Genomic DNA, 15,018 nt, shown 5'->3' on the forward strand with positions numbered 1-15,018 from the left:
GATGACGCAGATTACTGTTAAAAAACGTGACTTAACTTTACTCAGCCTTTGTAGTGCATTTCCTATCCTCCCAATTGCGGCGGCGACTGCACAAACACCGCCACAAACACAACAAAAAGTTGAATCTCCCAATGTACCAGAGTTAATTGCACCTGTAGAAGATGATCTTGAAGCTATTTTCTCACCACCAAGACCAAGCCAACCTGATAAATTAGTCACTTCAGATCAGGTGGAGTTGTTCACTTCTATAGAAACGACAGAAGAAAATCAGACGAAGATTTCCTCAGATCAGATAGACTCTTTCACTTCTGGAGAGAAAGCCGAAAACAAGCAGACGGAAGAAAAAGCAGAAACCCCTATTTCCTCAGAAATCCGTATTATCACACCAGTTGCAGGCGTAACGACTGCCAAAACCACTAACTTGGGAGTTCAATATCATCCTACTAACCAAGTAACGGTGACATTGAATGGTAAACCTATTGATGCGGCTATCTCTAACTATTTACACAAAGACGAAGCACAGCAGCTAAACACCTTAATTTGGTATAACTTGCCGTTAAACAAAGGTGAAAATACCATAACTGCTCAAGGCGCTGATGGTAAATCAACCAGTATAAAAGTCACTGTAGAGGAAGTGCAGAAAAAAATTGCGATCGCACCTACCCAAGAACCCCGAATCCCCGCAGATGGACGTTCTCTCATCACCTTAGAAGGTAAAATTACTGACGAAAAAGGCGAAATCATCACCGAAGATATTCCTGTCACCTTAACAGCTAGTGCAGGTCAATTTGTCGGTGCAGACCAAGATAAAGATGCACCAGGGTTTCAGGTACTTGCGCGGAAAGGTGAGTTTACAGCCACACTCCAAGCGGGTTTAATCGCTCAAAACGTGAAAATTCGCGCGGCGATTAATCAAGATGCAGAACTTGAAGCTTATACAAATGTAGAATTTATTACCAACTTGCGTCCTTCCTTAGCCACAGGTAGCATCAACGTGAGGATTGGCGCAGGCGGTACAGATTACCGAGGTAGCTTCCGCGACTATCTCAACCCTGATAAAATCGGTCGCACAAGTGTAGATATAGATGCAGCAGTCTTCGCCACGAGTAAAGTTGGAGATTGGTTATTTACAGGCGCATTTAATAGCAAACGTCCCCTCAATCAAGATTGCAACGGAGATAATCGCCTGTTTGGTGGTATCCAATCTTGTGAAAAAGACTATCCCGTCTATGGTGATAGTTCTAGCTTTACTAACACTGCACCTTCTACAGATAGTGTCTATGCTCGCATTGAACGCACACCAGACATCCCAGGCGCAGAATCAGACTATTTTATGTGGGGTGACTACAACACCGAAGAATTTGCTAGATCATCCCAGTTATATACAGCTACCACAAGACATCTACACGGCTTCAAAGGTAATTACAACTTCGGCAACCTGCAACTAACAGCCTTGTATGCCAACAATATTCAAGGTTTCCAACGAGATGCAATTACCCCTAATGGGACAAGCGGTTACTACTTTCTTTCACGTCGCTTGGTAGTTCCTGGTAGTGAAAACGTCTTTATTGAAGCCGAAGAAATCAATCGTCCCGGTACAGTCTTGGAACGTAAATCCTTATCTCGTGGTTCCGACTATGAAATAGATTACGATCGCGGTACATTATTATTCCGTCGTCCAATTCTCGCCACAGAATTAAACCCCTTTGGGAAAAACTTAGTACGGCGCATCGTCGTTACTTATCAAAACGACGCAGGGGAAGACAGCAAGCTTTACGCTGGACGACTGCAATATAACCTGAGAAATTCCGACAACCTCAATACTAAAAACGGACATCCATTTATCGGTGCAAGTTACCTCAGAGAAGACCAAGGACAGCAAGATTTTGAACTATACGGAATCGATTTCTTTGCACCTTTGGGAAATTCTGGGCAAATTATCGGGGAATACGCCCACTCTCGCCATAATACCCTCGCCTTTGGTAACGTCAGTGGTTCCGCGTACCGTTTAGAAGCCAGTGCGAATCTCGGTAAAAACTTTCAAGGACAAGCTTACTATCGTTCTGTCACCGAAAACTTTGCCAATAACGCCACTTGGAGTTTCACCCCCGGACAAACTCGCTACGGTGCAGCCTTAACTGGGAAACTGGGACAAACCACCAGCTTTAATCTAGGGTACGATCGCGAAGACAATTTTGGTATCGCCCCAGCCGAACGCACCCAGTTAGTTGACTTATTCAATCCCCAACCCCAAGCCGCACCAGGAAGCAAAATTAATAATTCCCTCACCACCATCCGCGCAGGTATTCAACAAAAAATTGGTCAATCTGATTTAAGTCTGGAATACGTCAACCGTTCCCGTGAAGACCACATTACTAACAAATTCAATGGAAACGCCAGCCAGTTAGTCTCTCGTCTGGACGTTCCCTTATCTGAATCACTCACATTTCGCGCGCAAAACGAACTCAACTTAAGTAAAAGCGACCCACTCTATCCCAACCGCACAACTTTCGGCTTAGATTGGGCATTGTATCCTGGCGTAAGTATGCGACTAGCACACCAATTTTATGAAGGTGGCTTATTACAAGGCAACAGCATCACCAGCCTAGATACAATTGTCGAACACAAATTTTCGCCCGACACCACCGTCAGAGGTCGTTACTCGATTTTAGGCGGCGCTGATGGGATGACTGACCAAGGTTCCATAGCGCTAAATCACGGTATCCGCCTCGCACCAGGATTGAAATTAAGCCTCGGTTACGAACACATCTTCAAAGATATTTTTGGAGATTCCGCCACAGGCATCAGATTTGCTCAACCCTATGCAGTCGGACAAAGTGCTTCCTCATTAGGTTTGTTTGCTGGCGATGTTTACAGCATTGGCTTAGATTATACCGATAACCCCAACTTCCAAGCCAACGCCAGATTAGAACATCGTAGTGGCAGCGAAGGCAATCATACAGTAATTTCCGCAGCCGCATCAGGTAAACTTTCCCCCGCCATCACAGCGGCGGTACGCTATCAACAAGCAGGCGGCGCAAATCAACTATTGCAAGGATTAGGAGACACCGCAAATCTGCGCTTCGGTTTAGCTTACCGTGACCCCAACGACGATAAATTCAATGCTTTATTAGGGTATGAATATCGCCAAAACCCCGCAACTACACCCGATACCTTATTAGCCGGGAGTGGTAACGGTTCCATAGATCATATTTTCTCAGCCGAGGCGATTTATGCACCCAACTGGCAATGGGAATTGTATGGTAAATATGCCTTCCGCAGCAGTTCTAGCTCCCTGTCCGAGGATTTTACCAACCATAGCAGCGTTCATTTAGCGCAGTTACGAGCAACTTACCAATTAAACTACCGCACAGATGTAGCCGTCGAAGGACGTTGGTTAGGTCAACCAGACCAAGGTTTTAACGAATTTGGTTTAGCTGTAGAAGGTGGGTATCATTTAACATCTGATTTACGAATTGGATTAGGTTACGCCTTTGGTGAAGCGAGCGATCGCGATTTTAGCGGTTATCGCTCCGCAGGCGGCCCCTATTTAAACATTAGTTTTAAACTCAATGAACTTTTCGGTGGTTTCGGTAGGCAAAAAGTAGTACCACCACAACAGCAAGAGTCAGTAGTTCAACCCGTAGCTTTAGGGAAGTGAGAAAAAACGATGATCCAAAAAACTACATCTTATTCCCTAACACTTACACAACAACCATCTCTCACTCTTCTTTCTTCGCGTACTTTGCGTCCTTTGCGGTTCGTTTTATCTTTACTTGTAATAATAACCCTGCCACAAATTGCAGTTGCTCAACCATCCCCCACATCCTTACGAGTCATAGTCAACAGTAACCAAGACGGACAAATACAACCAGACGACAAACTCACCTTACGCGAAGCCATTGAAGTAGTAAATGGTAATCTCTCCGTAGAAAAACTGAGTAACCAAGAAAAAGCGCAGATACAACCCAGTAATGACAACGCGCGAATTGAATTTAACTTACCGTCAAATCAAACCACTATCCAACTACAGCAAGAATTACCACCCCTAGCCACACCAAAATTAATCATAGACGGTACTAGCCAACCCGGTTACGATGCTTCCCGTTCTGCAACGGCGGAAATTGCCATTCCTCAACCAATAGTTGCTATCACTCCCGCCGCTAACCAAGAGATATTGCGTGGTTTTACCGTAGTTACTGATAATGTGCAGATTCGCGGCTTAAGTATCTACGGTTTCCGTTCCCTAAATCAAGGCGCAACCTTAACCACACCGCCAGCCGATATTCTTATTTCTCATCGCTTACCGCCTCCTAATACCAAACAACAACAACCACCCAACAGTAATTTTCCCTTTGGAGACAAGGACATTCCCCCCAAAGGCGTGGTAATTGAAAATAATTGGTTAGGCATTACCCCAGATGAGAAAATGCCAGAGAAAACATCGGCTTTTGGTGTCTACGTTTTCAACAGCACCGGGACAACAATTCGCCGTAACCGTATTTCTTACCATGAAGGCAGTGCAATTATTACCTCAGTACGTGCCGAAAATACCTTAATGACAGAAAACATCATCGTTGGTAATGGTATAGCTGGAATGCCTGACGCTGTGAGATTAGAAGGCGTAATTACTAATTCCCAACTGCAAGGAAATTTGATTTGTGGTAACGATGGGGCTGGTATTTATTTATTCAAACCCACAGGTAACGTCAAAATTCACGACAACCGTATCACCTTTAACGGTAGACGTTTGCGCCGCGCCGCAGTTTACTTAATGGGGAACGAAAATCAAGTTACCGATAACGAAATTCGCCACCAAACAGGGCCGGGAGTAGCGGTGACAGCATTTGGTACTCATGGTAGTTTTGGGAGTGCGATCGCCAACATAATCCAAAATAACAAGTTTGGTGAGTTAGAAGGTTTAAGTATTGACCTCAACACCCAACAACAACTAAATATCAGCGACTTTCAACGAGGAGACGGCCCCAACCCCAAACGCAACAGTCCCAACCGCAGACTCGAAACAGCAAATGGCGCGATAAATGCACCAGAATTCGCCAGTTCTCAGTTATTGCTAGTTAATGGTCAAGCCTTAATTAGCGGTCAAGCTGACCCTGATACCCAGGTGCAAATATATCGCGTCCAGGGAGAAGATAAATACGGCCCTTTAAGTGAACCACTCACAACATTAACTGTGGATGAAAAAGGTAACTTTAGCGATAGTTTAGCAGGTTTGCGAAGAGGGGATAAGATAAGCGCGATCGCCACCCATCCCAAATACGGTACTTCCGAGCCAGCCTACAACGCAGTCATCACAGACCCCACAGCAAAGAATGATTCACCTTCTCCTGTAAAAAATTCCCCACCACCCAAATGTGTCAGCGCACCCCAACCACTCCAACCAACCCCACAACCCGAACCAAAACCAGAACCCATCCGGCTGAAAGTTCCGCGCATCATTCACTTTGCCTTAGATAAAGACTTCATCAGCCAAGAAAGCACTAAAGTGCTAAATCAAGTTGCCCAAGTCTTACAACAATATCCCTTCATCGTCATTGAAATTGAAGGGCATACAGATATCCGCGCCAGTGATGCCTATAACCTAGACCTAGGCAAACGCCGCGCCATATCTGCGAGAAATTACCTACTCAAACAAGGCATTACCGCCGAAAGAATGACCATTCGCACCTTTGGCGAAAAACAGCGAAGAACTTCCGGTAACACCGTCATCGATACAGCCAGAGATAGACGAGTAGAAATAATTTTCAAAGATACCAGAGGACTAGAAATCATCCTTGAAGAACAAGAGAAAGACTTACAAATAGAAGCCATAGGAGGGGACAGGTAATAGGTTACAGGTGACAGAGTTAAAAGTTAGGACTTACACAAAAAATCTCTCAAACTCTCATTTCTCCGTGACCTCTGGTTACTGAGCGAAGTCGAAGTATGCGCCTCTGTGGTTCGTATTTCTTTGTGTCCTACCCTTCTCCTATCGGAGACGCTACGCGAACGGGAAGCCACTTCGTGTCTATGCGCCCTTTGCAGTTTATTTATTCAAAATGCTAAAACCCCAAACCTCTCAACCCCATCCCCTCAAACTCATCCGTAGTTTAACCCTTATCCTCACTACCCTCAGCTATCAAAGCCTAATATTACTCACCCAAACACCAGCCACAGCCCAAGTAACACCTAACTTATGCGCCACCCCCGGCAAAGATGGCCCTAGCAGTTTAGGCGGCATCATCAACACTTACTACGCTGGTGCAACAAATACAACTGTTGCCGCAGGCTCAAGCTCCATCCCTGTTGGTGCAATTAACCCCAACGGTTCTACTACTCCCATTGCGGCGGGTGACTTGTTGCTCATCATCCAAATGCAAGGCGCAGATATTAACTCTAGCAATACAGATAGTTACGGTAATGGAGTTTCTGGTGGAGGCAATAATAGTAATCCTGCGGTTGCGCCGGCAACTACAGGCGCTAGTGGCAACCTCAACAATGCCAACTTCACAGCAGGTAATTATGAATACGTTGTAGCCACTGGCCCCGTAACCGCTGGTTCCATCCCAATTCAGGGAACAAATGGGGGAGGATTAATTAATTCCTACAGCAACACTCCCTTTGGTTCTCAAGGACAAAGAACCTATCAAGTAATTCGTGTACCTCAATATTCCAGCGCCACCATGAGTTCTAGTCTCAATGCTGCCCCTTGGAATGGTGCTACAGGAGGAATTTTAATTTATGACGTTGCAGGTAACTTGAATTTAGGCAGCGCCACTGTAGATGTTAGTGGCATTGGTTTTCGTGGTGGTGCAGGCCGTGACCTAGATGGCGCTACTGGTGTTCGTACCGATTACGTGACTTTATCAACCAACGCTGCTAACGGCTCCAAAGGAGAAGGTACTGCTGGAACACCCCGCTTTGTCTTTAATCCAGCGACACTTGGATTTATTGACAATCTTGTCGAAGGCTATCCTGGCGGTAGTTACGGCCGTGGCGCACCAGGTAACGCTGGCGGTGGTAGCACCGATGGTCAACCAACTACCAACAGACATAATTCTGGTGGTGGTGGTGGTAGTAATGGTGGTGCAGGCGGATTGGGTGGTCGTTCTTGGGCATCTGGAGTATATATTGGTGGTTTTGGTGGTGGCACTTTTCCTGCTAACAGTAATCGGGTTGTTTTAGGTGGCGGTGGTGGTGCTGGTACAACAAATCAGGCAACGACAGCAACCACTGGTGTTCCCAATACAGGTATTGCTAGTAGTGGCGCTAATGGTGGCGGAATGGTGTTAATTCGTACTGCCAGTGTCAGTGGCAGCGGTACTATCAATGCTAATGGAGCCACCGCATTTGATGTCCGACAAGATGGTACTGGTGGGGGCGGTGCTGGTGGTAGTGTGGTGGTGAGATCTGCAAATAATAACCTTGCTGGTTTAACGGTAAATGCTAGAGGTGGCAATGGTGGCAACGTCAAATACAGCAATGCTAATGAACCTTTTGATGGCGCTCACGGCCCTGGTGGCGGTGGCGGTGGTGGAGTTGTTTTTACTAGTTCTGGTGCTAGTGTTAACGTTACAGGTGGACAAAGCGGCACAGCAAAAGACCCGATTGATCCTGTAGACCCTTACTTTGGTGCTACCGCAGGTGTGGGTGGCATTAACCAAGCTGTTGGCACTATCCCTGGGGCAAATTCTGGTGCAGAATGTGTTCCTCAACTGACTATTACTAAAACCACCAGTACGCCAGGGCCAATTATCAAGCCAGGTAAGGCAATTTATACAATTACTGTTGCTAATGCAGCTAACCGAGCTACCGCTACTAATATTGATATTACCGATCCTTTGCCTAGCGGTTTTAGTTTTGATGGTTCTGTTACTCCTACTGTGACATTGAATGGAGGCGCAACACGTACCAGTGTAAGTAACCCTACAGCTGGTGCAACAACGCTGAATTTTGGTAGCTTCAATATTCCTGGTGGCGCAAGTGTGCAAATTACTTTTACTACCGATGTGGCTGCAACTGTGCCTGATGGAGTGTATAACAATGGTGCCACTGCGACCTATCTTGACCCCACCCGAACAACGGTAAATGGCACAACCAGCGTTACTTACGACCCAGCAACAGTAGGAGAGGAAGTAGCTGTAGGCTCTGCTGCACCAACTCCAATTGTCAGGTTGCGGGGCGTGAAACGAATTACCAATGTTGTGAGAAATGGTTTGCCTTTGAGTGGTGTTAACTTTGGTAGTTTTATTGATGATCCTAATGACCAAAACGATAACGCGGTAGGTTGGTCTCAACTTCCACCAGTCGGAATTACTCGCCTCAGTTCGCAATTCACTTTACAAAGTGGCGATGAAGTGGAATATACAATTTACTTTCTAGCAGACGGCAACCAACCAATACAAAATGCGAGATTCTGTGACCCTATCCCCACAGGGACAATATTTCTCAGTAACAGCTTTGCTTCCGCTAGTGGAATTTTAGTAAATCTAGCTAACACAACTACACCTAGAACTAATGCTATGGATGGCGACAATGGTAGCTTTTTCTCGCCTTTAGCGCCTTTAAGTGCAAATAATGTTTGTCCTAATCAAACTAATCCCACAGGTGCTGTAGTAGTGAATTTTAGCACTCTCAATTATGTATCTGGGAGTAATTTTGGTTTTGTGCGCTTCCGTGTGCGAGTAGATTAATAGCTGTTGCAGGAGCCATCTGGGTTTACTAGCTATGGACAAATTCAACAATGGCTTATGAGCGAATTAGGTCTTGCACTGGCTTACAAAATCATAGAAATTACACCTTCCATGATTACCTCTGTCACTTCTTACAACTTTATTCTTGAAGCTTTATTTAGCGCTTCTTCATAAAGAATTGGTATCAGCTACAGGTTGTAATTCTCTCAATCCCCATTTTTCCATATCAACTACCCTTGATTTCTCTCCTTTGCCAAAAGTATACATAACAAGCCTTCTAAGTATTTTTAAGTAACTTTTTGTTTTGTTGAGAAAGATCCGGGTAATGGATAGCCTTACAAAAGAAGGGGAGGAAGAATCAAAGCCTCTTCCTGCAACGGAGAGATGTTTAAAAAATAAGTCGCACATCGCGTAAGGTTGCTAAATTATATTTAGGAAATTACTGAGGAGATTTTGAACTTTTTTTCGCGTTCGCCAGTCAAATAACGATGTGTTCGCCAACCGAGAAAGGATAACTCAAGTTATGACAGTAAAACCGAGATATTTGGTATTGTTGCTGTTCATCTTGTTGGTAGGAAGTAACCCCATCTATGCAGCTACTAAGCCTGTTGAACCCAAAATCTTACACATAATTAATCGTCTGAGTTTTGGGGTTAACCCGGGAGACATTCAAAAAGTCCAGTCTTTAGGTGTAGAGGGCTATATTAAACAACAACTTTCACCCAATTCCATATCCGAACCGCCCAGCCTCACCCGTCAGCTTTCACAGCTAGACACGCTCAGGTTAAATACAGTCGAAGTTAGAGAATATATCAAGAATTCGCCACAAGCAACTCCAGAAGAAAAGAAAGCCCAGCAAAGGAAAGGAAACAAAATTTTACCACAAGCAGTCAAAGCGCGGTTACTGCGAGCCACTAGTAGTAACCGCCAACTGCAAGAAGTGATGGTGGACTTTTGGTATAACCACTTCAATGTTCATGGGGGTAAAGGAAATGCTCGCTACTGGACGAGTGCATACGAACAAGAAGCCATCAGACCTTATGTTTTCGGGCGATTTCGTGATTTGTTAGGTGCAACAGCCCATCATCCAGCAATGCTGGTTTATTTAGATAACGCGCAAAATAAGGGGAGTAGTCGTCGTGGTGTCACTCCCAAGGTGAACGAAAACTACGCGCGGGAATTGATGGAACTGCATACTCTAGGTGCAGATGGTGGCTATAGCCAACAAGATGTGATTACTTTAGCGAGAATTTTTACTGGTTGGGGAATAGCTCGTCCTAATCAACCGACCAATGGCAAGTCACTATTTTACTTTGAACCCAAGTTTCATGATCAGAGTGATAAGGTTTTTTTAGGACGTACGATTAAAGCCGGTGGCAAAGCTGAAGGAGAAGAAGCTTTAGATATGTTGGCACGGAGTCCCGCTACGGCTCATCATATCAGTTATAAATTGGCTCAATATTTTGTCAGCGATCGCCCACCCGCATCTTTAGTTAATCGTCTCTCACAACGCTTTCTCAAAACCGATGGCAATATTCGCGCTGTTTTAGAAACTTTATTCCAAAGCCCAGAATTTTGGGAGCAAAAATATTTCAACGCTAAATTTAAAACACCGTTGCAATATACTGTCTCCGCCGTCCGGGCGACAGGGATGGAGGTAACAAATACCATACCCCTTTCTCGCAACTTGGAACAGTTAGAAATGCCTTTGTACGGTTGTCGGACTCCTGATGGGTACAAAAATACACAAGATGTTTGGTTAAATCCCGAAGCGATGAACCGTCGCCTCAGCTTTGCAACTGCATTAGGTGGTGGTCGCGTCCCACTGCTTGGAACAGTCAATAATGACCCTAAAAGTAAAAGCATTAACCGCATTCAACCCCTCGATGCGACTCAGTTAATCAACACCTTGGGTAACTCTCTTTCGCCCAAAACCCAAAGTGCGATCGCCTCTAGTCCCCCAGAACTCAAAGCCGCATTAGTCTTGGGTAGCCCAGAATTTATGCGTCGTTAGTTATGGACAGCTACTAGGTTCATACTCAGCACGGGCTGAACGCCCCGCTACCGCTAACAGCACTTTAAATTACCAATATGAAAAGACGTGATTTTCTCATCCAAGCCGGACTGTTTTCTACAACTGCGATCGCCTCTGTTGGTTGTAATACTTGGGTAGTTCATTCTGCTACCAAGAAAAGCGATCGCCAGCGTTTGATCGTGGTTTTTATGCGTGGTGGTGCAGATGGTTTAAATATCGTCGTTCCTTATACAGAACCAGCTTACTATCAAGCCCGACCAAAAATCGCCCTTGCCAAACCAGGACAAGAAAAAGGTGTTTTAGATTTAGATGGACACTTTGGCTTACATCCAGCTTTATCACCAATCATGCCCCTGTGGCAACAAGGTAATTTAGCCTTTGTTCATGCTGCGGGTTCTCCCGATCCCTCTCGTTCCCATTTTGACGCGCAGCTTTATATGGAAATTGGCATTCCTGGAAACCAAAGAATCAACGAAGGTTGGATGAATCGCTTATTGGGTGCTATCTCTAACAAAACACCCATTCAAGCAGTCAGTTTAGGTAGCACTAAACCCCGCATTTTAAATGGTTTAATGCCAGTTGCAAATATAGGCTCTGGGAGAAATGCTAACAAACCAATTTCCTTAGATCGACCACAAGTAGGCGCAGCATTTGACCGACTATATAGTGGTAATGATGTTCTTAGTCAAACCTATCATCAAGGACGCGTTGCCCGTGCCGCCTTGATGGATGACTTCGCCCAAGAAATGAAAATGGCGAATAATGGCGCACCATCACCGAATGTTTTTGTTGGTGATGCTCAACGCTTAGGTAAACTCATGGCCAAAGACCCCAGAATTGAGTTAGGCTTTATGGCCTTGGGTGGTTGGGATACCCATGTTGATCAAGGTAGCGATCGCGGTTATTTAGGCAAAAGCTTAGGAAGTTTGGGCAAAGGTTTAGCGGCTTTAGTCCAAAATTTAGGCCCAGCCTATCAAAACACTGTGATTTTAGTTATGTCTGAATTTGGTCGGACATTACGGGAAAATGGCAATGGTGGCACTGATCATGGTCACGGAAATGTTATGTGGGTTTTAGGTGGCAAAGTTCGTGGTGGCAAAGTTTACGGCGAATGGCCTGGTTTGGAAACTACTGCACTTTACGAAAAAAGAGATTTAGCTGTGACTACTGATTTTCGAGATGTGATTTCTGATGTGTTAGCACAACATCTGTCTGTGAATGACACACAACTCAGTAAAATTTTCCCCAGTTATACTCCCAAGCAAAAAATCGCTTTGTTATAGCTGGTGATAGGTTACAGGTTACAGGTTACAGGTTACAGGTTACAGGTTACAGGTTACAAAGTAAGTATTATTTATCACATTTTTAACCAAATACGTATTACCCAAAAGTGTTTGCTAAGATGATTGGTTACATAAGTTAACATTTTCCCCTATGACCACAATTAAGACGGCTTTCCAGGTACATCAAGAAGAAGTCACGCGATTGTTTTCCCATCTGCAAGTTGAAGGAAACAAGCTGACTCATCAACCTGGCAGTGTACTGGGAAGTACCGCCTTAGTTGCAGGTACAACTGTTGGCGCGGGAATTTTGGCCTTACCCGCTGTAACATTGCCTTCTGGTGTGATTCCATCAACAGTTTTGTTGATTGCTGTCTGGCTATACACTTTAGTTTCAGGGTTGTTAATTGCCGAAGTTAGCATTAATACTATGCGTCTAGCTGGTCGTCTCAGTGTAGGTTTATTGGCAATGATTGAAAATACCTTGGGGATTAACGGAGCGCGGATAGCTGGTGCGGCTTATCTGTTTCTGCATTATGCTTTGTTAGTAGCATATATTACCCAAGGCGGAGAGATTTTGATGTCTGCGGTTGCTCATCTTTGGGGTATGCAGAATTCATTACCTAGCTGGATAGGAACTACCGCTTTCACACTGCTGTTTGGCAGCATTATGTATTTGGGGCGGGGAAAATTTATGGAAAAATTGAATAACTTCTTGGTGGGAATTGTACTTGCATCTTTTCTGGGACTATTGTTGCTAGGAGTTACCCAAGTCAAAGGTGTACATTTATTGTTTCAAAACTGGAGCGCTTTAAGTACTGCCATCCCAGTCATGCTCGTAGCATTGTTTTACCATAACATTGTGCCAGTGGTGGTAACGCAGTTAGAAGGAGACAGTCGCAAGGTTCGCCAGTCAATTATTATTGGTTCAATAATTCCTCTGCTGATGTTTTTAGCTTGGAATGCTGTGATTTTAGGCAGTATCAGTCCAGAGATGATAAATGGTAGAAGTATTTTCGACCCCATACAAGTGCTACGGGCGGGTGGCGGCGGAGAATTGTTAGGGGTATTAGTGTCTATTTTTTCAGAATTTGCGATCGCTACCTCCTTTATCGGATTTGTTTACGGTTTGCTAGATTTCTTCCAAGGTATTTCTGCAACTCAACAAAACAAACCAGCTAATCGCTTACCCTTATATTCACTGGTTTTACTCCCACCCATAGGCTTAGGCGCAGTCAACCCCAGCGTTTTCTTTACAGCTTTAGATTTTGCTGGTACTTTTAGCATCTCTATTTTAGGTGGCATCATTCCCGCATTAGCCACATGGAAACAACGCCAACAACTGCAACACGCAAATCACTTTGTCCCTGGCGGTAAACTGACATTGATTTTCATGATTAGCATTGCATCAGGCATAATCTTAAAAGAAATTTTTGCTGTATGAACACTCCACGCTTAGTCAAGATTAGTAAATTCTTGAGCAAATATCTCCGCCATCAACCAGAATCTTTAGGAATTACACTTGCGCCTGGTGGTTGGGTTGCAGTTGATGAACTTTTAGCGGCTTGTGCAGAACAGAACTTTCCCATTACGCGCCAGGAATTAGCCGATGTAGTCACCACTAACGATAAACAACGCTTTAGTTTCGACTCTACAGGTAATTTAATTCGCGCTAACCAAGGCCACAGCGTCGAAATTGATTTACAATTACTCCCCTCCGTTCCCCCTGACGTGCTGTATCACGGTACAGGACACAAAGCTGTTGACTCTATCTTGCAAACTGGACTGAGTAAAATGTCTCGACATCATGTCCATTTATCACAAGATCTCACTACAGCCAAAACTGTCGGCGCACGACATGGTAAACCCGTTGTTTTTGCTGTAGATGCAGCGACTATGTATCAAGCGGGTTACATATTCTACTGTTCTGACAATGGTGTTTGGCTAGTAGATGCTGTACCGCCTGAATATCTGCGTCAGCTATGAACTTCACGAAATATTAGAATCGACTACTAGGGAAAAATAGCAAATCGACAGCTTCACCAATAAATAAACCTGTTCCTGCCAAGAGTGTTATCATCCGAAATGAAGATTTTTTATCGAAACCAGAAAACCGCATTTCTAAATCTGCCAACAGTGTAGTTGCGATCGGTATCAGAAATAAACTAAACAACAGCGACCAAGTGGCAACTAAAGCAACTGATGCACCTAAAGATAAAATAACAATTAAAATTTTAGAACCAAAAGCCGTTAACTCCTCCAGCCAAGCATTACTCCTGCGGACAACAGCTATAGCCACAACCGCAACAAAAGCCCCGACTAACCAAACGATGTGATGCACAGCCAGATACCATCCCAGCAAGGCATAAGCCAGCCACAATAGTACAAGCGGCATCAGAGGAATCCTAGCCGAAAATTCCGCGTTCATATTTTTTAAGAATGATCATAATTTTAAAATTGATCACTTAAATTCTAATCAGAAATTGATGATAGAAATTTCATTGAAACTGTAATTAATATTTTGTAAATATCTCACACAAAAACAAACACTAAAAAATATTAAAATCTGCATAATAATAGTTGCATTATACTAACAATTATGCATTTACAAAATTAGAGCGATTTTTAACAAATTCAACGCATCTTTGATCAGTTAGAGAGAAATTAGGATTTGTTATGACTTCAACCTAACGCACCGCCAGATGATGATGGTGCGTTAGGCGATCGTAGATAGTTTTTGTGATTAGTTAGCTCACAATATCCGCCTTGCCACGCCACTACGAGAATTCTTATTTTGACTTTATAAATAACCTCTTAGATGTTTTTTAGGCATTGGGTATGAAATACATCTAAAAACTTTATAAACTCAGCGTTAGGCAATTTATTTTAAGTATAAAATCTACCTAAGTTTACTATTTATTAAACATAAGTTTACATAAACTTCATATAAGCACTAAACTCGTTATTATGCCAGAAACTGGATATTACAGTATTTATCACGGAATATAAA

At 43.9% G+C, this 15,018-nt stretch carries 9 protein-coding genes; 8 read left to right on the top strand and 1 reads right to left on the bottom strand.

Features of this window, described 5'->3' with window-relative positions:
• Window position 1: 1 nt before the first annotated feature.
• From IQ244_RS18940 to IQ244_RS18975, 8 genes are all read left to right on the top strand, one after another.
• Entirely contained in the window at window positions 2-3,661 is a 3,660-nt protein-coding gene (locus tag IQ244_RS18940) for a hypothetical protein (protein ID WP_193896885.1), read from the top strand.
• Between the two features lie 9 nt (window positions 3,662-3,670).
• Entirely contained in the window at window positions 3,671-5,848 is a 2,178-nt protein-coding gene (locus IQ244_RS18945) for an OmpA family protein (RefSeq protein WP_193896887.1), read from the top strand.
• Between the two features lie 211 nt (window positions 5,849-6,059).
• A complete protein-coding gene (locus tag IQ244_RS18950) occupies window positions 6,060-8,693 on the top strand; it encodes a beta strand repeat-containing protein (protein ID WP_193896889.1) in 2,634 nt (877 codons plus the stop codon).
• Window positions 8,694-8,699: 6 nt separating this feature from the next.
• Window positions 8,700-8,867, top strand: coding sequence for a hypothetical protein (locus tag IQ244_RS18955; protein WP_193896891.1), 168 nt, complete (start codon window positions 8,700-8,702; stop codon window positions 8,865-8,867).
• A 349-nt stretch (window positions 8,868-9,216) separates the two neighbouring features.
• Window positions 9,217-10,707: a DUF1800 domain-containing protein gene (locus tag IQ244_RS18960; protein ID WP_193896893.1), complete on the top strand. Its 1,491-nt coding sequence runs from the start codon at window positions 9,217-9,219 to the stop codon at window positions 10,705-10,707.
• A 77-nt stretch (window positions 10,708-10,784) separates the two neighbouring features.
• Window positions 10,785-12,011 (top strand): DUF1501 domain-containing protein, encoded by a 1,227-nt coding sequence (locus IQ244_RS18965; protein WP_193896895.1) that lies wholly within the window; start codon window positions 10,785-10,787, stop codon window positions 12,009-12,011.
• A gap of 151 nt (window positions 12,012-12,162) precedes the next feature.
• The gene (locus tag IQ244_RS18970) at window positions 12,163-13,452 is read left to right on the top strand and encodes an amino acid permease (protein WP_193896897.1); all 1,290 of its coding nucleotides are present in this window, start codon (window positions 12,163-12,165) and stop codon (window positions 13,450-13,452) included.
• On the top strand, window positions 13,449-13,994 hold the full coding sequence (locus IQ244_RS18975) for an RNA 2'-phosphotransferase (protein ID WP_193896899.1): 546 nt from the start codon (window positions 13,449-13,451) through the stop codon (window positions 13,992-13,994). The genes IQ244_RS18970 and IQ244_RS18975 overlap by 4 nt, the downstream gene beginning before the upstream one ends.
• Before the next feature lie 13 nt (window positions 13,995-14,007).
• On the opposite strand, the gene IQ244_RS18980 is transcribed toward IQ244_RS18975, so the two are convergent.
• Window positions 14,008-14,436, bottom strand: a complete 429-nt coding sequence (locus tag IQ244_RS18980; protein ID WP_193896901.1) for a hypothetical protein — start codon at window positions 14,434-14,436, stop codon at window positions 14,008-14,010.
• Window positions 14,437-15,018 lie beyond the last annotated feature (582 nt).

The organism is Nostoc sp. LEGE 06077, assembly GCF_015207705.1.
GTDB lineage: Bacteria > Cyanobacteriota > Cyanobacteriia > Cyanobacteriales > Nostocaceae > Nostoc_B.

Excerpts from the sequence above, each read along its gene's own strand:
- IQ244_RS18940 (WP_193896885.1), top strand. The coding sequence starts at position 2 with ATGACGCAGATTACTGTTAAAAAACGTGACTTAACTTTACTCAGCCTT.
- IQ244_RS18945 (WP_193896887.1), top strand. The coding sequence starts at position 3,671 with ATGATCCAAAAAACTACATCTTATTCCCTAACACTTACACAACAACCA.
- IQ244_RS18950 (WP_193896889.1), top strand. The coding sequence starts at position 6,060 with ATGCTAAAACCCCAAACCTCTCAACCCCATCCCCTCAAACTCATCCGT.
- IQ244_RS18960 (WP_193896893.1), top strand. The coding sequence starts at position 9,217 with ATGACAGTAAAACCGAGATATTTGGTATTGTTGCTGTTCATCTTGTTG.
- IQ244_RS18965 (WP_193896895.1), top strand. The coding sequence starts at position 10,785 with ATGAAAAGACGTGATTTTCTCATCCAAGCCGGACTGTTTTCTACAACT.
- IQ244_RS18970 (WP_193896897.1), top strand. The coding sequence starts at position 12,163 with ATGACCACAATTAAGACGGCTTTCCAGGTACATCAAGAAGAAGTCACG.
- IQ244_RS18975 (WP_193896899.1), top strand. The coding sequence starts at position 13,449 with ATGAACACTCCACGCTTAGTCAAGATTAGTAAATTCTTGAGCAAATAT.
- IQ244_RS18980 (WP_193896901.1), bottom strand. The coding sequence starts at position 14,436 with ATGAACGCGGAATTTTCGGCTAGGATTCCTCTGATGCCGCTTGTACTA.